General features: G+C 63.4%; 16 protein-coding genes and 2 tRNA genes. 14 read left to right on the top strand and 4 right to left on the bottom strand.

Going from position 1 to position 19,748, the window contains the following annotated elements:
- Positions 1 to 112: 112 nt before the first annotated feature.
- The 7 genes from gyrB to ACX80V_RS04550 all read left to right on the top strand — a co-directional run bounded on the left by gyrB (position 113) and on the right by ACX80V_RS04550 (position 7,133).
- Positions 113 to 2,203, top strand: a complete 2,091-nt coding sequence (gene gyrB / locus ACX80V_RS04580) for a DNA topoisomerase (ATP-hydrolyzing) subunit B (RefSeq protein WP_252600903.1) — start codon at positions 113 to 115, stop codon at positions 2,201 to 2,203.
- A 60-nt stretch (positions 2,204 to 2,263) separates the two neighbouring features.
- Positions 2,264 to 4,942, top strand: a complete 2,679-nt coding sequence (gyrA, locus tag ACX80V_RS04575; RefSeq protein WP_485842160.1) for a DNA gyrase subunit A — start codon at positions 2,264 to 2,266, stop codon at positions 4,940 to 4,942.
- Positions 4,939 to 5,610, top strand: coding sequence for a DUF3566 domain-containing protein (locus ACX80V_RS04570; RefSeq protein WP_485842159.1), 672 nt, complete (start codon positions 4,939 to 4,941; stop codon positions 5,608 to 5,610). Before gyrA ends, ACX80V_RS04570 begins: the two co-directional genes overlap by 4 nt.
- 99 nt (positions 5,611 to 5,709) lie before the next feature.
- Positions 5,710 to 5,783: transfer RNA gene (locus ACX80V_RS04565), tRNA-Ile, on the top strand.
- A gap of 69 nt (positions 5,784 to 5,852) precedes the next feature.
- On the top strand, positions 5,853 to 5,969 hold the full coding sequence (locus ACX80V_RS04560) for a DLW-39 family protein (RefSeq protein WP_210412373.1): 117 nt from the start codon (positions 5,853 to 5,855) through the stop codon (positions 5,967 to 5,969).
- A 72-nt stretch (positions 5,970 to 6,041) separates the two neighbouring features.
- A tRNA-Ala gene (locus tag ACX80V_RS04555) sits at positions 6,042 to 6,117 on the top strand.
- 71 nt (positions 6,118 to 6,188) lie between these two features.
- Positions 6,189 to 7,133 carry a DMT family transporter gene (locus ACX80V_RS04550; protein ID WP_485842158.1) on the top strand — a complete coding sequence of 315 codons (945 nt, stop codon included), beginning with the start codon at positions 6,189 to 6,191 and terminating at the stop codon, positions 7,131 to 7,133.
- A 26-nt stretch (positions 7,134 to 7,159) separates the two neighbouring features.
- Here the strand turns inward: ACX80V_RS04550 and ACX80V_RS04545 are convergent, their stop codons facing one another.
- Complete coding sequence (locus tag ACX80V_RS04545) at positions 7,160 to 8,035, bottom strand: glycosyltransferase family 2 protein (RefSeq protein ID WP_485842157.1); 876 nt, start codon at positions 8,033 to 8,035, stop codon at positions 7,160 to 7,162.
- Between the two features lie 134 nt (positions 8,036 to 8,169).
- A complete protein-coding gene (locus ACX80V_RS04540; RefSeq protein ID WP_485842156.1) occupies positions 8,170 to 9,141 on the bottom strand; it encodes a hypothetical protein in 972 nt (323 codons plus the stop codon).
- 155 nt (positions 9,142 to 9,296) lie between these two features.
- On the opposite strand from ACX80V_RS04540, the gene ACX80V_RS04535 reads away from it, so the two are divergent.
- The 3 genes from ACX80V_RS04535 (at position 9,297) to ACX80V_RS04525 (ending at position 11,860) form a co-directional block, all read left to right on the top strand.
- Entirely contained in the window at positions 9,297 to 9,842 is a 546-nt protein-coding gene (locus ACX80V_RS04535; RefSeq protein WP_485842155.1) for a peptidylprolyl isomerase, read from the top strand.
- A gap of 8 nt (positions 9,843 to 9,850) precedes the next feature.
- Entirely contained in the window at positions 9,851 to 10,732 is an 882-nt protein-coding gene (locus ACX80V_RS04530; RefSeq protein WP_485842154.1) for a rhomboid family intramembrane serine protease, read from the top strand.
- 654 nt (positions 10,733 to 11,386) lie between these two features.
- Complete coding sequence (locus tag ACX80V_RS04525) at positions 11,387 to 11,860, top strand: carboxymuconolactone decarboxylase family protein (protein ID WP_485842153.1); 474 nt, start codon at positions 11,387 to 11,389, stop codon at positions 11,858 to 11,860.
- A 227-nt stretch (positions 11,861 to 12,087) separates the two neighbouring features.
- Here the strand turns inward: ACX80V_RS04525 and ACX80V_RS04520 are convergent, their stop codons facing one another.
- Entirely contained in the window at positions 12,088 to 12,693 is a 606-nt protein-coding gene (locus ACX80V_RS04520; RefSeq protein WP_485842152.1) for a DNA-3-methyladenine glycosylase I, read from the bottom strand.
- A 1,030-nt stretch (positions 12,694 to 13,723) separates the two neighbouring features.
- Here ACX80V_RS04520 and ACX80V_RS04515 point away from each other — a divergent pair.
- The gene (locus tag ACX80V_RS04515; RefSeq protein ID WP_485842151.1) at positions 13,724 to 15,112 is read left to right on the top strand and encodes a glycerophosphodiester phosphodiesterase family protein; all 1,389 of its coding nucleotides are present in this window, start codon (positions 13,724 to 13,726) and stop codon (positions 15,110 to 15,112) included.
- A gap of 446 nt (positions 15,113 to 15,558) precedes the next feature.
- On the opposite strand, the gene ACX80V_RS04510 is transcribed toward ACX80V_RS04515, so the two are convergent.
- Complete coding sequence (locus ACX80V_RS04510) at positions 15,559 to 16,188, bottom strand: TetR/AcrR family transcriptional regulator (RefSeq protein WP_485842150.1); 630 nt, start codon at positions 16,186 to 16,188, stop codon at positions 15,559 to 15,561.
- Positions 16,189 to 16,318: 130 nt separating this feature from the next.
- Here ACX80V_RS04510 and ACX80V_RS04505 point away from each other — a divergent pair, with 130 nt between their 5' ends.
- Genes ACX80V_RS04505 through ACX80V_RS04495 form a run of 3 tightly spaced genes read left to right on the top strand, consistent with a single transcriptional unit; the run spans position 16,319 to position 19,585 of the window.
- The gene (locus ACX80V_RS04505) at positions 16,319 to 17,779 is read left to right on the top strand and encodes a flavin-containing monooxygenase (protein WP_485842149.1); all 1,461 of its coding nucleotides are present in this window, start codon (positions 16,319 to 16,321) and stop codon (positions 17,777 to 17,779) included.
- Complete coding sequence (locus ACX80V_RS04500) at positions 17,772 to 18,599, top strand: SDR family NAD(P)-dependent oxidoreductase (RefSeq protein ID WP_485842148.1); 828 nt, start codon at positions 17,772 to 17,774, stop codon at positions 18,597 to 18,599. The genes ACX80V_RS04505 and ACX80V_RS04500 overlap by 8 nt, the downstream gene beginning before the upstream one ends.
- Positions 18,596 to 19,585, top strand: a complete 990-nt coding sequence (locus ACX80V_RS04495) for an NAD-dependent epimerase/dehydratase family protein (protein WP_485842147.1) — start codon at positions 18,596 to 18,598, stop codon at positions 19,583 to 19,585. The genes ACX80V_RS04500 and ACX80V_RS04495 overlap by 4 nt, the downstream gene beginning before the upstream one ends.
- Positions 19,586 to 19,748 lie beyond the last annotated feature (163 nt).

The raw sequence follows: 19,748 nt of genomic DNA, 5'->3' as shown, positions 1-19,748 counted from the left end.
GTCCTGCACGTCGACGTATCCGTCAGCGCCATCAGCTTGTGCCTGTTGGCGGATGCTTTCCCCTGGAAGGCCGCCGCCGGCCATCATCGAAAAAGAGGAGTCGACAGCACCTGTGGCTAACGACAATACAGATACCCAGGCAGTGGAACGCGCAACGGAGGACGTCCCTACCCCCGATACGCCGGCGGAGGCCGTGACACCCCGGGAATACGGCGCAAGCGACATCACCGTACTTGAGGGCCTCGAAGCCGTCCGGAAGCGCCCGGGCATGTATATCGGCTCCACCGGGCCGCGCGGCCTGCACCACCTGGTCTATGAAGTGGTGGACAACTCTGTTGATGAGGCGCTGGCCGGGTACTGCACGCACATCGAAATAGTCCTGCAGGCCGACGGCGGCGTCAAAGTTGTAGATGATGGCCGCGGCATCCCCGTGGACATGCATCCCACCGAGCACAAGCCCACCGTGGAAGTGGTTATGACCATCCTGCACGCCGGCGGCAAGTTCGGCGGCGGCGGTTATGCCGTCTCTGGCGGCCTCCACGGTGTGGGTATCTCCGTGGTGAACGCGCTCTCCAGCAGGGTGGACACTGAAGTCCGGCGGCAGGGCAACGTCTGGCGGATGTCCTTCGCCGACGGCGGCAAGCCCCAGGGTGGGCTGGTCAAGGGCGAAGAGAGCGCCACCACCGGCACCACCCAGACCTTCTACCCGGACGCGGGAATCTTCGAATCCACGGAGTTTGATTTCGAGACGCTCCGCGCCCGCTTCCAGCAGATGGCCTTCCTGAACAAGGGCCTGCGGATCACGCTCACGGACGAGCGCACGGCAGCGTCGAACGCGGACGCCAATGAGGACCTTAACCTTGACGTGGTGGTCACCGAAGGTGAAGTCACCGCTGAGCACCGCACCGTGGTGTACCAGTACGACGACGGCCTGCTGGACTATGTGAAGCACCTGAACTCGGGCAAGAAAGTTGATGTTGTCCACGAGGACGTCATTTCCTTCGAAACCGAGGACACGGAACGGCACATCGCGCTGGAGATGGCGATGCAGTGGACCAACGCGTATTCCGAGAGCGTCCACACCTACGCCAACACCATCAACACCCACGAGGGCGGCACCCACGAAGAGGGTTTCCGCGCCGCGATGACCTCCCTCATCAACCGCTACGCGCGGGAGAAGAGCATCATCAAGGAAAAGGACGACAACCTCACCGGTGACGATATCCGTGAAGGCCTCACGGCGGTCATCTCGGTGAAGCTGGCCGAGCCGCAGTTCGAGGGCCAGACCAAGACCAAGCTCGGCAACTCCGAGGTCAAGGGCTTCGTCCAGCGCGTTGTCACCGACGGGCTGGGCGACTGGCTGGAACGCAACCCCGGCCCCGCCCGCGATGTCATCCGCAAGGCTATTTCCGCGGCCCAGGCCCGGATGGCCGCCCGGAAGGCCCGTGACAATGCGCGCCGCAAGAGCCCGCTGGAATCCTTCGGGATGCCCGGCAAGCTGTCCGACTGTTCTTCGAAGGATCCCGCCCGCTGCGAGGTGTACATCGTGGAGGGCGACTCCGCCGGCGGTTCCGCCAAGCGCGGCCGCAACCCTGAAACGCAGGCCATCCTGCCGCTGCGCGGCAAGATCCTGAACGTGGAACGGGCCCGGCTGGACAAGGCCCTGGGCAACACCGAGGTCCAGTCCATGATCACCGCGTTCGGCACCGGCATCGGCGAGGACTTCGACCTCAGCAAGCTCCGGTACCACAAGATCGTGCTGATGGCCGACGCTGACGTTGACGGCCAGCACATCACCACGCTGCTCATGACGCTGCTGTTCCGCTACATGCGCCCGCTGATCGAAAACGGCTACGTGTACCTGGCGCAACCCCCGCTGTACCGGATCAAGTGGTCCAACGCGCCGCACGACTACGTCTTCAGCGACAAGCAGCGCGATGCCAAGCTCCTGTCCGGGCAGGCCGCCGGCCGCCGTATCCCGAAGGACAACGGCATCCAGCGCTACAAGGGCCTGGGCGAGATGGACTACACCGAGCTGTGGGACACCACCATGGACCCGGACCACCGGACCCTCCTGCAGGTCACCATGGACGATGCCCTGGCAGCGGACCAGACCTTCTCCACACTGATGGGCGAAGACGTGGAGTCCCGCCGAAACTTCATCCAGCAGAACGCCAAGGACGTCAGGTTCCTGGATATCTGACCGGTTCACCGAGTAGATATTCCAAGTCCGACATATACCTGAAACGGAAAATATAAAACGATGAGTGACGAGACACCCGAGAACCCGGCGGAATCCGCCGATCTTCCGGAAGCCGTTCTTGAAGGCGACGTGCTGGTTGACCGTGTGGAGCAGGTGGACCTGCAGACGGAAATGCAGCGCTCGTACCTGGACTACGCCATGGCCGTTATTGTGGGCCGTGCCCTTCCCGACGTGCGCGATGGCCTCAAGCCCGTACACCGCCGCGTGCTGTACGCGATGTTCGACGGCGGTTACCGGCCGGAACGGTCCTTCAACAAGTGCGCCCGTGTGGTGGGCGAGGTCATGGGCCAGTACCACCCCCACGGCGACACCGCGATCTACGATGCGCTGGTCCGCCTGATCCAGGATTGGACCATGCGCTACCCGCTGGCCCTGGGCCAGGGCAACTTCGGTTCGCCGGGCAATGACGGTGCCGCCGCCCCGCGGTACACCGAAACGAAAATGTCCCAGCTGGCCATGGAGATGGTCCGGGACATCGACGAGGAAACCGTCGACTTCCAGGACAACTACGACGGCAAGAACCAGGAACCCACCATCCTGCCGGCGCGTTTCCCCAACCTGCTGGTCAACGGTTCCTCGGGCATTGCCGTGGGCATGGCCACCAACATTCCGCCGCACAACCTCCGCGAAGTAGCTGACGGCGTCCAGTGGTACCTGGCCAATCCGACGGCCAGCCGCGAGGAACTGCTCGAAGAGCTGCTGCTCCGTATCAAGGGACCCGATTTCCCCACCGGGGCAACGATTCTTGGCCACAGGGGCATTGAGGACGCGTACCGGACGGGCCGCGGCTCCGTCACCATGCGCGCCGTGGTCAACGTCGAGGAACTCCAGGGCCGCACGTGCCTGGTTGTCACCGAACTGCCCTACCAGGCCAACCCGGACAACCTGGCCATCAAGATCGCCGAACTGGTCAAGGACGGGAAGATCTCCGGCATTGCGGACCTCCGCGACGAGACCTCCGGCCGCACCGGCCAGCGGCTGGTCATTGTGCTCAAGCGCGACGCCGTGGCCAAGGTGGTGCTGAACAACCTCTACAAGCACACCGACCTGCAGAGCAACTTCTCCGCCAACATGCTGGCCATCGTGGACGGGGTTCCGCGCACGCTGAGCCTGGACGCCTTCATCCGCCACTGGGTAACGCACCAGCTGGACGTCATTGCGCGCCGTACCCGCTACCGTCTGCGCAAGGCCGAGGAAGAGGCGCACATCCTGCGTGCCCTCCTGAAAGCACTGGACGCGCTGGACGAAGTCATCGCGCTCATCCGTGCGTCCAACACCACCGAAGCCGCACGCGACGGACTGATGCAGCTGCTGGAGATCGACGAGCTGCAGGCCCGGGCCATCCTGGACATGCAGCTGCGCCGCCTGGCAGCCCTGGAACGCCAGAAGATCCAGGACCGCCATTCCGAACTCGAGGCCCTGATCGCCGAGTACAACTCGATCCTTGCCTCTGAGGAACGCCAGCGCGAAATCATCAGCACCGAGCTGGGCGAGATTGTGGCCAAGCATGGGGATGACCGCCGCACCAAGATCCTGATGGGCTTCGACGGCGACATGTCCATGGAGGACCTGATCCCCGAAGAGGAAATGGTTGTCACCATTACCCGCGGCGGCTACGTCAAGCGCACGCGCAGCGACAACTACCGGTCGCAGCAGCGCGGCGGCAAGGGCATCAAGGGCGCCCAGCTCCGCGGCGACGACGTGGTGGAGCACTTCTTCGTGACCACCACCCACCACTGGCTGCTTTTCTTCACCAACCTCGGCCGGGTATACCGGGCGAAGGCGTACGAACTGGTGGAGGCCGGCCGTGATGCCAAGGGCCAGCACGTTGCCAACCTGATGGCCTTCCAGCCGGACGAGCACATCGCCCAGGTCCTGGACATCAGGGACTACCAGCAGGCCCCTTACCTGGTGCTGGCCACCAAGCGGGGCCTGGTCAAGAAGACCCGGCTGGAGGACTACGACACCAACCGTTCCGCCGGCGTCATCGCGATCAACCTGCGTGACGAGGACGAGCTGGTTTCCGCCCAGCTGGTCTCCGAAACGGATGACCTCATGCTGGTGTCCCGCATGGGCCAGTCCATCCGCTTCACCGCCACCGACGATGCCCTGCGTCCCATGGGCCGGGCCACGTCAGGTGTTACGGGCATGAAGTTCCGCGAGGACGATGAACTGCTGGCGGCCGACGTCGTAACGGACGGTTCGTTCGTCTTTGTGGTCACCGAGGGCGGATACGCCAAGCGCACCGCGGTGGAGGAATACCGCCTGCAGGGCCGCGGCGGCCTGGGCATCAAGGTGGGCAAGTACCAGGAAGAACGGGGTCACCTCGTGGGCGCCCTGATTGTCCAGGAAGAGGACGAGGTCCTGGTGGTCATGGAAGGCGGCAAGGTTGTCCGTTCATCCGTGGCCGGCGTACCGGCCAAGGGCCGCGACACCATGGGTGTTATCTTCGCGAAGCCGGACAAGAACGACCGCATCATTGAAGTGGCCAGGAACAGCGAACGCGGCCTCGAGGGCGAAGAATCCGTGGACGATGACGTAACGTTGGCTGAAGAGGCCGGGTCCCCCGAGGGATCCGCAGGGTCAGCAACAACGGCAGAAACATCACCGGCTGTTGAGTCAGAGGACGCCTCCGGCGACGCTGAGCCGAACGAAGACTACACCGGAGGTAACGAGTGAGTAATCCCGACTCATATCCCAAGCCGAGCAGCAATGTCCCCGGCGGAACGCCGCCGCCCGCGGCCGCACCCCGGGTGAACGCTCCCGTCCGTCCGCAGCAGCGCCCACCGGCCCCTACGGGCGCGCCGGGGCAGCGGCCGGCCGTTCCCGGCCAGCGCCCTGCGCAGGATCGGGTTCCGGCAGGCCAGGCCGGCCAGCGTGCCGGGGAGGGCAGGCTTCCGGCAGCCCAGTCCAACCAGCGCCCAGTGCAGGGCCGGTCTCCGCAGGCCCAGCCCGGCCTGGTCAAGCCCGCGCCCAAGGCCAAGGTCAGGCGTGCACGGCTGCTGGTCAGCAAGGTGGACCCCTGGTCGGTCCTGAAGATGGCATTCCTCCTGTCGGTGGCGCTGGGAATCGTCACCGTCGTGGCCGCCATCGTCCTCTGGACTGTCCTGGACCTCACCGGAATCTTCGACCAGGTGGACAGCCTCCTTGGCACCCTGGCAGGCTCCGAAGGCGGCGGGTTCGAACTGAAGAAGGTCGCATCCCTGGGCCAGGTGGCTTCCTTTGCCACGATTATCGCCGTGGTGAACGTTGTCCTGCTGACGGCGCTGTCCATGCTGTCAGCGGTGCTTTACAACATCTCCGCAACGCTTGTTGGCGGCATCGGCGTCACCCTCACGGACGACTGAAAACCCTTAATTTCACCGGAAATTCTCCGGCGAAATGCCTCGATTTGAGATCGGGCCGGGATGTGCTGTAAAGTCATGTCTCGGCCCGATGAGGCATCGGGGCGTATAGCTCAGGCGGTTAGAGCGCTTCGCTGATAACGAAGAGGTCCCAGGTTCAAGTCCTGGTACGCCCACGGAACCTGTGCAGGTTCGAAGGAAGGTTCGGTTTGCTTCACGGCAGGCAGGATCGGAACGGGGAGCATGTGAAGAAGTTGCTGGTACTTGCAGCTGCGATCGCAGGCGTCCTGCTCTACAGGAAAGCACAGGAATCCGAGGCCCGGAAAACAGTCTGGAGCCAGTCGACCGACAAGGTCGAATAGGCCGGATTCCCGGACCGGGAGCTTGCAAAAGGCTCCACGGTTCTAGGGTATGATTGACGGGTTGCTTCTTATGGGGGCATGGCGCAATTGGTAGCGCACCTGCTTTGCAAGCAGGGGGTTCGGGGTTCGAGTCCCCGTGCCTCCACCATAGGGAAGTCCCGGACAGCCGCAACGCTGTCCGGGACTTTTTCGTTAAAAGCAGAACAGTTGGGTTGAACGGTGAACTTTCTTCTTGCGGCCGTGGGCGTCCTGGGCGTGGCGTCGTCGGGGCCGTTGATCGCCGCGACCCTCGGTGCCACCACCGTAAGTGCCCTCGCCATCGCCTTCTGGCGCAACGCCATAGGGGCCGCCGTCATGGCCACTCCCACCGTGGTCCGCGAACCCCGGCAGTTCGGCCGGATCACCGGCGCCGAGTTCCGCTGGTCACTGCTCGCCGCCGTCGCCCTGGCCCTGCACTTTGCCTGCTTCATCACGTCCCTCCAGCTGACGTCCGTGGCTGCCGCCACCGCCCTCGTCTGCCTGCAGTCGGCCTGGATCGCCGTCTTCCAGCTCTTCCGGGGCACCAGGCACCGCTGGCAGGTGCTGGCAGGGCTGGGGATCGCCTTTGGTGGTGTTGTCACCATCACCGGGTTCGACATGGGATCCTCGCCGGAGGCGCTCGTGGGCGACCTGCTGGCCGTCGCCGGCGGGGCTCTGGCCGGCCTCTACACTCTCGCCGGTGGCAAGGCCCGCCAGACCATGACCACGGGAACGTACACCACGCTCTGCTACGGGATGTGCGCGGCCTTTGTGGCGGTGCTGGCGCTCTTCAGCGGCCAGCCGCTGGTGGGGTTCGACGCCGCTGGCTGGGTAGGGATCCTGGCCATCACCGTGTGTGCCCAACTCGTGGGCCACACAGCCTTCAATCACCTGCTGGCCACGATGAGCCCGCTGCTGGTCTCGATGATCATCCTGCTGGAGATCCCCGGCGCAGCCGTGCTGGCCGCGGTCTTCCTGCACGAGACCCTGCCCGCCGGCACCTACGGCGGGCTGGGGCTCATCCTCGTGGGCCTCGCCGTCGTGGTTCTGGGACAGCGGTCAGGCTTCAGGAAACGGCGTGAAGGTTCCGCCGCGCGTGGGGATGAACCGCCGTCGGACCGTCTGGCTGAACTCGGCACGGACTAAGGCCGGGCAAGGGCCCTGAAGCGGGCCTATTGTCCGCCGCGGCGGACAGGCTGGGCGGTGTTGACCGTGTGGATGGCCCGCAGGAGCTTCGCCGGGAAATAGACCGAGAAGAACACCACCATGGGTGCCTTGAGGGCCATTTTCTTGACGTTGTGCGCCTTGTACGTGCGGTCGAAGCGGGTCACGTAGTACCGGTAGTCCCGCGGTGAATCCTCGAGCCGGCGGGCGGACATCCCGGACACCATCTGGGGCCAGTACTGGACTTTGAGTTCGTGGTCGGCGAGGTGCAGGGAGAGGTCGATGTCCTCGTGCATCTCGTCCTTCTCGTCACGGCAGGTTTCGTCCCGGATGGTTTCCCATGCCGTAGTTCGCAGGGCCATGTTGGAGCCGAACAGGAAGTGGTACTGGTGCTTGGCGAGCTTGAGCATCAGCTGACGCATCTTGTCGTCTGCCTTGAGCCCGAACCGCCGCATCGGCATGTCGTAGTAGACCACCGGTCCGGTGGCTGCCTGGACTGACGGATCAAAAAAGGCCTTCTGGACCTGCTCCACCCAGTCCGGCTCGACAACGGAATCGGCGTCAATGCGACCCAGGACGTCGCCGGTGGCATGGTTGAGGCCAAAATTTCGGGTGGGAATCAGGCCCTGGTCCCGGTCCTGGCTGAGCAGGATGATGGGACTTTCCGGATACTCCAGCTGCATCTGCGCCACTATGGCGGCGGTGCGGTCAGTGGAGAGGTTGTCCACCACGATGATTTCGTGGGCTGGCACCGACTGGTACACCGCAGCGATGAGACACTGCCGGATGACACTTTCCTCGTTGTAAGCCGGGATGACAATGGACACGCGCGGCAGCTGTGCTGCGTCGTTCAAGGCATCCCCAGAGGATTTATCGGCTGACATCAGTTCAAATTTAGCACCGATCAGGGTTCGTCCCGCCAGCGACTGGGTCCAGCCCGGACAAACACTGGGAAAACACTGAAGGGGCCCCGCATCAGGCGGAGCCCCTTCAGGGCGGCGCGAGAGCGCCGGAAGTGCTAGTTGCTGTTCTTGTCCGCGGAACCGTTCATGTTGGCCGCAATGTTCTTGATGGCGGTCTTGGCATCGGTGGACGCCTTGGCTGCTGCGTCTGCCGATTCGTCGGCGACGTGCTTGGCCTTCTCGGCCGCGTCCTCCGCGTCCGCGGAAACATCCTCTGCCTGGCCGGCCACGGCGTCAGCGGCCGAAGCGGTGGCGGCTGCAGCCTTGCTGGCTGCGTCCCCGGCCGTGTCCGTGGCGTCGTTCACGGTGGTGGCAGGCACCGGCGCCGGAGTAGGCGTGACAGGAGAGGGGGTCTTCCACGGGTCTTCCACGGGCTTGGAGGCCTTCCAGGCGGCGACGCCGGCGGCGACGGCTGCGGCGATGATGCCGAACACCAGCCAGCCGCGCTTCTTGGGCTTCTGCGGCTGGGCGATCTGGACCCCTACGGCCTTACCGGCTTCGTGCGCGGCGGCCTTGAGCTGAGTGCCGGCCGTCTGTGCCTGCTCCTGGAGGGAATGCACGACGCCGGAATCGGCAAGCCGCTGGGCGACGGCGTCCACGTGGGACGGCGCGCTTTCCAAGGTGCGGTGCACGGCGTCGGATGCGTGCCCGATCTGGTCCGAAAGGCGCGGCAGGTACTCCACCACCACGCGGTCCCTGGCGTTCTGGATGACGGGAGTGGCCTTGTCCAGGGCTTCGTACAGGCGCGGGGTGGCGACCTCAACGGCGTCGTGGATTTTCGGGGCAAGCTGGGCGAGCCCCTCCTGGATGCGCGGTGTCACTGTTGCGACGCCGTCGGCAAGGTTGTGGGCCGCGGTCTTGAGCCCTTCCTGAATCCTGGGAGAAGCGGTGTCCAGGCCATGCTGCAGGCGGGGAACTGCCCAATCCACGGCTGCTTCCACGCGGGGGGATGCCCAGTCCTTGGCGTTCTCAACCGCGCTGTTGACTGACTGTTCAAGGTCACGGGCAATACGATCCGATTTCTTCACAACTACCTCCCGATTAATGTGACGGTTCTGTTGTTAGCCTACGTGCCTTGACCTGCACCGGCTATTCTTCCCGCGGATTTCCGGCTGATTTCACCCAGCGCGGAACTGCCGGTCCAGCCCCTTCTACGTTGACCTGCCGTGAAAGAATGGGCCGTATGACTGCAATCGCAACTGCAAAAGCAACCATCCACACCAGCCTCGGCGACATCGTCGTTGACCTCTTCGGGAACCACGCTCCCAAGACGGTCAAGAACTTCGTTGGCCTTGCCACCGGTGAGCAGGCCTGGACCCACCCCGAGACCGGTGAGGACAAGACGGGTACGCCGCTGTACGACGGCACCATCTTCCACCGCATCATCAAGGACTTCATGATCCAGGCCGGCGATCCGCTGGGCCGCGGCGTGGGCGGACCGGGCTACAAGTTCGACGACGAGATCCACCCCGAACTCAGCTTCAACGCCCCGTACAAGCTGGCCATGGCCAACGCCGGCATCCAGGCGGGCAAGGGCACCAACGGCTCACAGTTCTTTATCACCACCATCCCCACCGACTGGCTGCAGGGCAAGCACAGCATCTTCGGCGAGGTTGCTGACGATGACTCCAAGAAGGTCGTCGACGCCATCGAGGGCGTCCGCACCGGCATGGGCGACCGCCCGGTTGAGGACGTCACCATCAACAGCATCGACATCGAGCAGCTCTAACCCATCACATGAGCTACGGAATTCCGGCGGCCGAGCCGTCCGCGCAGGTTCCGGTGTGCCCCAGGCACCCGGACCGGCCCTCCTATGTGCGCTGCCAGCGCTGCGGCCGCCCAGCGTGCCCGGACTGCCAGCGGGCGGCGGCCGTCGGATTCCAGTGTGTTGACTGCGTCAACGAAACCAAGCGGACGACGCCGGCAGTCAAGACTGTCTACGGCGGCGCCGTGGCAACCGGCAAACCCGTAGTGACGTTTGGAATTATCGCCCTGTGCGCGGTGATGTACGTTCTGCAGTGGGTGGTCCCCGGCGAGTGGATCTACCAGAACCTGGCGTTCGCCAATGTGTTTGCCACTCCGGAATTTGGTGAGTTCGAACCGTGGCGGATGCTGACGGCGGCTTTCCTGCACTCCCAGGGATTCATCCTCCACATTGTGCTGAACATGTACATGCTGTGGATCTTCGGCCAGGCACTCGAACCACTCCTGGGCCGGGTCCGCTTCCTGGCGTTGTACCTCATCTCTGCTATCGGAGGGTCTGTCGGCTATCTCTTGCTGACCCCCGGCTACGTGCCTGGCGTGCCTCTTGCCGGAGTGGTGGGCGCCTCGGGCGCGATCTTTGGACTCTTCGGGGCGATGCTGCTGGTACAGCGACACCGCGGCGGGGATACGCGGCAACTGTGGGTCCTGATCGCCATCAACGGCGTGATCGGATTTGTGGTCCCCCAGATCGCCTGGCAGGCGCACCTGGGCGGGCTCGTCGCAGGCGCCCTTTGCGCTGCCGTGATTGCATACACCCCCCGGGGCCCACGGCAGGGCCTGCTGCACGCGGCCGGGCTGGTCGCCGTCGTTCTCCTGCTGGCCCTGGCGAGCTGGCTCCGCGTCACGGCCGGTTGACCGTCCGGGTCCTTGGGCCCAGCTCCAACAGAGCACTTAGACCCCGGTGTCCCAACGGACACCGGGGTCTTTTTTGTGCCTCGTGAGGCCTCCGCACCGCGCTGCCGTTCACTTGCTGCGTGCGTCCCGGCGTGCGAGCAGCCCGTGGTCCGCGTCAGGCCCATGACGACGGCGCCTAAGTTATCCACAGGGGTTATCCACACTGTTGGTAACTTACACGGGTGTAGTTCAGGATTTCGATGTGCCCCTGCTCCCGAGTGTCCGCCCTTTTGCCGGATTTCATCATCCGGTTGTCCACAATTGTGGATAACACCTGGGGATGCGCCTGTGGTTAAGTGGAAAAACACGCCGTTTGAGCCCGACCTGTGGATATCCTGGCCATTTCCCGCGCCGGGGGCCCATAGGAGGGGATCCGGGCTGCCCGTATCAACAGGGTTATTCACAGTGTTAACAACTTACAGACATGTAGTTAACCTTCGGTGTTTCCCCGACTGGGGCACCTGAGGGGTCCGCTCGGGCCGTCCTGTGGATTTTTATCCACAGCTGTGGATAACTTGTGGGTAGTCCAGTGTTAGTAAGTGGATAACACGCGTGTGTGCGAGGGTGTTCCTACGCAGCATCGGACCCAACAAGCTTCCAGCCAGGAGGACCGCCTTGAGCGCCACGGCAACAACCCAGCACATCTACCTCGACAAACAGCACCCCGCGGTATGGCGCGCCCTCAACGGTCTGGGGCTGAAAGTGCGCGAAGCCGCCGACGCGGCCGGGATTGACCGCAAGACCATAGAGTTGCTCAACGTGCGGATCTCCCAGATCAACGGCTGCGCCTTTTGTCTCGACATGCATGTGCGGGACGCTGTGGAGGCCGGGGAGAGCCACCAGCGGCTAGCTGTCCTGCCGGCCTGGCGCGAGACGGCCCTGTTTATGGACAAGGAGCGGGCGGCCCTGGCCCTGGCCGAATGCATCACCGAACTGCCGGACCACCGGGCCCGCGAGTTTGAGGAAGGATATGCCCGTCAGCACCTCAGTGCGGATGAATTTTCTGCGGTCAGCTGGCTGGCGATCACCCTGAACGCCTTTAACCGGGTGTCCATCACCAGCCACCATCCGGTCCGCCGGGACCGCTGACACCAAGGACGTCGTGGTCGGGTCGTTGTGAATTATCCACAGCCAATCCACACTGTTAATAACTGTCAGTCCGAGCGCTTTGGATCCGGCCCCGTGCGCCATGGCCTGCACGGGCGGCAGTCGCTTCCCGCGCCGGGAAAGTTATACACATTGTGGATAACTTTCCCAACAGCTGTGGACAACAGGCCCCGGCGGAGCGTCCGGTCAGTTCCCCGCGGAGCGTCCGGTCAGCCGGTCCAGACGCCCGAGGATCCGCGCCGGTGGCTGTCCAGAAAATGGGTGTCCACCATGCCGATGGCTTCCATCAGCGCGAACATGGTGGTGGGGCCAACGAACGAGAATCCCTGCTTCCGCAGTGCCTTGGACAGCGCCACCGATTCCGGTGACTGCGTGGGGATGTCCGCGTGGGTGGCCGGCTGGGGAGTGGTTGGGGGACGGAACTGCCAGACGAAGTCAACCAGGCCTTCCCGTTCGCGCAGCGCGATGGTGGCCCGGGCATTGGTGATGGCGGCACGGATCTTGAGCCGGTTGCGGACGATGCCGGGATCCTGGAGCAGGCGCTCAACATCCGCTTCGGTAAAAGCGGCAACAGCGTCCGGCTGGAAGTCGAGGAAAGCCTGACGGAAGGCGGGGCGCTTCCGGAGGATCGTTGCCCACGAGAGACCTGCCTGGAAGCCCTCAAGGCAGATGCGCTCGTACAGGCCTTGTTCGTCCCGGACGGGCAGGCCCCATTCGAAGTCGTAGTACTCGCGCAATAGCGGATCCGCGGCGGCCCACGGCGGACGGGCGAGGCCGTCGTCGCCCAGGACGGTTCCGTATTTGTCCGGTGTCATCTGTAATCCTTCGCTTCTACCTGCCTTGCTCAGCCTGCGGTGCGCTGCCTATAGCATTATCGGTCACGGGAAGGATGCCATATTCAGAAGTACTGAAGAATGCACCAAGAAAAACGCAGCACGTAAGGGCGAGTTTGAGGCCCTGCCCAGTTTCGATAAGCCGGCGATGCGCGATCAGATCGTGGGAATGAAAACGAACGTCTTCTTCGAAGCCAGCGTCGCGACACATGCTATCGCCCACCTATGCGCTGGCGTCCCGGGCAGGCTCCAGGACCCAGCGATCATGCGCTAGATCCTCAAAGTGTTGAACGTTTTCCCTTCCATTAACCCCGATCTGGATCGGGTCTCTGAACAGTGCTTCATGTTCAATCTGAGAGCCGCGGGAAAGGGATCAGCCGGGTACTCCTGAGTGACGGCGATATCTAGGCCACGGTACTAAATGGCTTCCAATGAAGCCTCAGGTTCCAGATGGAAAACCTCGATCCGGAGTTTCTGGGCCTCCTTTTCCAGCTGCGTGAGAACAGAGGGCAAGATAGTCACGGCCGCACTCTGAAACATGGCGAGACGGATGGTCCCGGATCAGGTCCCGCAGTTCACGGGTCGGGGGCAGCCGCACGAAAGATGCCTTCACCAGCCCGTGGGCGCCCAGATCGGCCGGCCAGGCAGCGTCGGAGACATGGCGTCCCACCAGAAATTCCGTGTTAGCTATCCCACCGAATCGGCAGCTAGGGCCCGATGCGGCCGCGATACTGCAGTCCCGAACGGCAGACTGGCTTCGTCGGCGATCTTGTGGGCAGTGGCCGCTGCGACACCATCTCGGGCCAGGAGGCGCAGCGCGCTGCGTCGGTCAGTTCAGTGCGACTTCTATCAGAGGAGCGCTCGCGAGATTTCGCGTTTACAGTCATGTCTCCGTAATGCCTCGTTCATGCATCAGATGAATTGGCCACATGAACTGGTCATATGACCGAGGTATGTTTTTACACACGCCAGCGGTCATTGCGCGGCGAGCCCACCCCTCGAGAAGGAACCCATGAAACTCATTTACCGCGGTCTTGCCGCCTGCGTAGGCCTCGCCCTGCTACCCGGTGTAGCCGCGCCCGCCATGGCCCAGCCGGTCTCTAACGCATCCTTCGAACAGCTCCACGCCGAGTTGCTCAATCACGGCACGAGCGCCAAGCTAATGATCGGCGCCCACCGCGGACAGTGGCGTGATTACCCGGAGAACTCCGTTGCAGGCATCGTGGAGGCCATCACCGATGGCGCAGACATCGTCGAAATCGATGTGATGCTTACGGCCGACGGCATCCCGGTGCTCATGCATGATGCCACCGTCGACCGCACGACCAACGGCACCGGCCGCGTCACTGACCTGACCCTGGCCGAGATTAAGGCCCTGCGTCTCGTCGAAGGTCTTGGCGGAAATGCCGCTGCCGTCACCGAGCACACCGTCCCCACCCTTGAAGAGGCCATGCTTGCCCTCAAGGGCAAGGCCCTGGTTAACCTCGACAAGGGCTGGGAGATCCGCACTGAGATGTACCAGGTCCTCCAGGACACCGACACCGTGGACCACGCCATCTTCAAGGGCAGCCCGGACGTCCAGCAGGCTGCTGATTTCATGGCCACGGACGAAGAGATCCTGTACATGCACATCATCGATGACGCCACCGCATCCCACATCGGCGCATTCCCGGAGCGGCAGCCGGTGGCCTACGAAGTCATTTTCGACAGCCTCCAGGACCCGCAGGTGCAGCCCGGCGCGCTGGCGGCCATCCGTGAGGACAGCCGCATCTGGATCAACACCTTGTGGGACAGCCTGGCCGCCGGCCACACGGACGAGAATTCACTGCGCGGCGCGGATGAAAATTGGGACACCCTGGTCGAGGAGCTCGGCGCAACCGCACTGCAGACGGACAACGTCGAGGCCATGGACTACTGGCGGGACGGTGGACGGCTGGATCTTTGGGACCGTGAACCGGGCAGCATCCGGGTACAGGCCGAAGACCCGATACCCGGTGGACAGGGCGTCGGCTACCAGGACAATGACGCCAACCGCTGTGGTATCCGCCCCGACGAGCCCTTCCTGGATGTCTGCGATCAGCGTGGCGCCCGCGTTCTCGGCTGGATCCGGGGCGGCGAATGGGTCAAGTATTCGGTCGACGTTAAACGCAGCGGCACCTACGATGTCTCGGCCCGCGTATCCTCCCCGTATGTCCCGGCCGGCACAATTGTCACCGAGTGGGACGGCGAAGCCAGCGGACCGTTCAGCATCGGGAACACCACCAGCCACGACGCCCTCGAACGTCAGGACCTCGAAAGCAGGCACCTCGAGAAGGGTGTCCATGAGCTGACCCTGCGGATGCCCGCGGACCAGTACCAGAACTTCAACATCGACTACTTCCAGCTGGATCTCGTGAAGTAATTCCACCAGCATCGGCAACACGGGTGGCCGGAACCCGTCATGAATATCCGGCCGCCGCCATGTGTGCAGGAAAAGCAGCGGATTATCGGGAGCTTTTGCTGTGCACATGTCGGCGCGGGAGAGCGTAAGTATTAGCGGCCCCCACAAGAGAATGCCGTTCGTGCACCCAACTTTGATTAGCCGCTGTCATGGGAGATGACCGGTGGGTCAGGACACCGAGGCCATGCGGTCGACCTGCTCAGGCGAGCCCCGCTGGTTGGTCTCCAGCTCCGCTCAAGGTCGAGCAGCCGCGACGCGTCCTCGATCGTCGTCCCCGGCCGGACCCCTCGTCGATCTCGACGAGCTGGAACCACCTATGCAGGGTGTAAGTCGGATCCCGAGCTGTGCTGCGACGGGTCATTTCCTAGGCTGAAATCCGTCGCCTCGGGTCGCTCAATTAACGACCGTTACGTCCCGGCATGGGGCGGCGGATCGGCAGTGGCTGTAGAAAGCAGGTGTGATAGGAGGACAAAGACGTCATCGGGCTTCCACCCGTCCGGATCTGCCAGCCATGCGATTGACATGCCGTCGAAGACGACTGAGCACAGTTGTGCGACGATCTCTGGTCCTCCGGGTAGATCGACTCCAGAGGCTTTGATCCACGCGTCGGTGCTTCGCTTCGCTGTCTCGCGATACAGCGCGTACTGCCGGCGCGCCAGGTCACGCATGGCCGGAGTCCTGATCGATAGGCTCGTGAGCTCGTAGAGCGCCAGCTGCGCTCCTGGATCGTCGCTCTCCACCACGCGCCACGCGGCGCGAAGGGAATCCAGGAGTGTGGCGCTGCTACTCATCTCAGCGGCCTGTTCCATCGCGTCGCTTAGCTTGTCGAGCACAGCGATGACTACGGCCTCCATCAGGTCGTCCTTGCCGGCGAACCAATAGTGGACCGCCCCCAGCGGAAGACCCGCTTCGTCGGCGATCTTGCGGGTAGTGGCCGCTGCGACACCGTCCCGGGCCAGGACGCGCAGCGCTGCATCGATCAGGTCGGTGCGTCTTCCCTCAGAGGAACGCTCGCGAGATTTCGCGCTTACAGTCATGTTTCCATGATGCCACGATCATGCATCAGATGAACTGGACACTTGAACTGGTCATATGACTCAGGTATCTTTTTAAACACGTCCAGCGGTCATCGCGTGGCGAACTCACCTATAAGAGAGTGTCCAGACCATGGCAACTGAAGCAGAGCAGATGAAAGAACGAAACAGCCAGGTAGTGTCGGCAAGCGCACCGGTGGTCTACACGCGCCGTTACTGCCTGGTCGGCGGCGGGCCGTCTTCGATGGTCATGGCGCGGGCGCTCATCAAGGAGGGTGTGCCCTTCGACTGGTACGAGAAGCACGGCGACTTCGGTGGTATCTGGGACATGGACAACCCCACGAGCCCGATGTATGAAAGCGCCCACTTCATCAGCTCGAAGTACACCAGCGGCTTCTATGGACTGCCGATGCCGCAGGATTATCCCGACTACCCGACCTGGCGTCAGATCCGCGACTACATCCGCACTTTCGCCCGCACCTACGGACTCTACGAGCACGTCACCTTCAACACCGAAGTCACTGATGCACGCCGGCTCGACGGTGACCGGTGGGAAGTGACCACATCGGCCGGAGTGACGCGTGAATATGACGGTCTTATCTGCGCGCCGGGTGTCACCTGGCATCCGAGCCAGCCCAAGCTCGCCGGGCAGGACATCTTCGCCGGCGAGATCCGGCACTCGGTCACGTTCCGGGACAGCATGGAGTTTCGCGACAAGAAGGTGCTCATCATCGGTGCCGGAAATTCGGGCGTCGATATCGCCTGCGACGCCGCCGCCCAGGCTTCGCAAGCATTCCTCTCGGTGCGGCGTGGCTACCGCTTTGTCCCCAAACACATCGGCGGCTTGCCCACCGATGCTGTGCTCAGCGGGCTGTTCGAGCCCCCGCGCGTGATGAGCCTGTCGGGCAACGTCAATGAACTGATCGACGCGGTGGTCGGTGACCTCACCCGGCTCGGTCTGCCGGCGCCCGATCACGACGCCCTCGCCAGCCACCCGATCATGAACACGCAGGTGCTGCACCACCTCGCTCACGGGGACCTGATCGCCAAGCCTGACATCGACCACCTCACCAAAAACGGCGTCGTTTTCAGCGACGGGTCGACCGAGGAGATCGACTTCATCCTGTTGGCCACGGGCTATGAGTACCAGATCCCGTTCATCGACCGTGACCTGCTCACCTGGAAATCGGGGCACCCCCAGCTCTACCTGAACGTCTACTCCCGCGAAGTCGACAGCCTGTATGTTCTCGGCTTCATCGAGTTCGCCGATGCCGCCTACAAGCGTTTCGACGAGATGGCGCAGCTGGTCGCCATGGACATCCGGGCCCGTGAGACAGGAATCCATCGCGACGAACTGCTTCGGCTCAAAGCGCAGGACCGTCCCGATCTCAGCGGTGGCATCGACTACATCGACAGCCCCCGGCACGCGAACTACGTCGAGAGCCACGCCTACCAGGGCTACCTCGCGGATCTGCGGGACCGCTTCTCCTGGAACGACGTCGACGAGGACACCTTCGACGACCTGGCAAGTGCAGGCTCCGACACCGCCGCTGGGCTACACCGCTCGACTGAGAAGGATGTGACGCATGTCTGACACGAGGTTCGCCCTCGTCACCGGAGCCGCCGGAGGAATCGGGCTGGGGGTCGGGGCACGTCTGGCTCAGCGCGGGCTCACAGTGATCGCCGTCGAACGGAACCTTGAGCTGGCCGAGCGAGCTACCGCAGCAATCGGCGCGAGCAGCATCGCGGTGGCCTGCGACCTCAGCGACCGAAGCTCGGTAGCGGAACTCTCGGACCGAATTGAGCACGAATGGGGCGGCCGCCTCGACGTCGTCGTCTTCAACGCCGGGGTAATCATCCCAGGAGACGCCGCAGACACGTCGACCCCCGATCTCGAGTTCCAGCTGGAGATCATGCTCCTCAGCGTCCTCGCGCTGGCAAATGTCACGGCGCGAGTCTTCCGGGCCAAGAATCAGGGGCACATCCTCGCCACCGTGTCGATGGGAGGCATCCTGGCCATGCCGGGATCAGCCGCCTACGCGGCAGCGAAGGCGGGGCTGCGGGCGTACCTGGCTTCCCTCAAAGCGGAACTGCGCGGCACCGCGGTCGCAGTGAGCGGGATTTATCCCAGCGCCGTCGACACACCGATGCTGTACCACGAAGCCACCCACGACGGAAGCCTGCTGAACTTCGTCGGCAGGGTAAGCCATATCGACGAGGTTGTGAATATGTTCGACCTGGTACTCAGAAGCAAGCGTCTCGAGATTTACCTCCCCTACAGCGACAGCATCCTGTCGCGCTTCCTGCAGTGCTTTCCCTGGATCCTTCCGCGCATTCTCGGGCCTTTGGAGTCGATGGGACGGCGTGGACGAAGTAAGTACCTGGCAACCAAACGGATCGGAGCAAGCGCATGAAATGCCTCGTCACGGGTGCGACAGGTTTTGTTGGCGCCAATCTTGTCCGCGAACTGCTCGAGGCTGGTCACGACGTGACCGCGACCGGATCGCCAGGGTCGGCGACCCGATGGATCGAGGATCTGCCCCTCACCATCGATCTGAGTGACCTCACCGCAGCCGGAGAGGCAGAACGCTTAGTCGCCGGACAGGAATGGGTCTTCCACGTCGCCGGGGACACCTCGACCTGGAGCCAGTTTGCCGCCCGGCGCCGAAAGGTCAACATCACCATGGCGGGGAATCTCGCGAAGGCGAGTCTGGCTGCCGGCGTGCGGCGCTTCGTTCACACCAGCACGCTGGACGTCCACGGCTTCGATCCCAGCGGGGCTGCTCTTCCCGAAGGACCGGGACCCTCCTCGCTCACCGGCATCGGATACGACTACGCCGACACCAAGGTCGAGGGCGAGCACGCCGTGCGGGCCTACCTTGCTGAGGGCCTCGATGTCGTGGTCGTCTATCCCGGATTCATGATCGGCCCGTTCGATCACACGTTGCAATTGGGACGCATCATCCGGGACATGCAACAAGGCAAACACACCTTCTCCTTCCCCGGTGCGTCGTCGTTCTGCGACGTGCGGTCAGTCGCTTCCGGCATGGTTGCAGCGGCCACCAAGGGAACAGCCGGCGCGGGCTACAACCTCAGCGGGCACAATCTCACGTACGCAGCCGTCTTCGGGCGCATGGCGGAGATCGTTGGCGCGAAGCATCGACCAATCGCACTGTCCAGGCGGGCCCTCGTCGCATACGGACATGCTGCCAACCTTGGTGCACGGTTCACGCATCGGGCACCGGACATGGACCCCGGCCTCGCGCGCTATCTTTCGTCGCCCCAGGCATCTGACTGGACCAAAGCCAAGAACGAACTCGGCTATGCCCCGGGGAATCTGGACAAGGCCATCATCGACGCTGCGAAGTGGTACGACCTCAATATCCCTGTAACGGCGTGAGTCGGACCACACGCAACGCAACGCAAGTACTACGTGCGTGTGCTCCCCGACACGTACGAGCGGCTATCTGAACCCTGGGTACTCCGCGGCGGAAGCTAAGTTGACTTCAGATAATCAGCGTATGTGCAGCGCACCTACCCATGCTGCCCGCTAACGATTCCAC

This window comes from Pseudarthrobacter arbutini (assembly GCF_054510915.1).
This window is presented reverse-complemented; position numbering and strand designations above follow the sequence as displayed.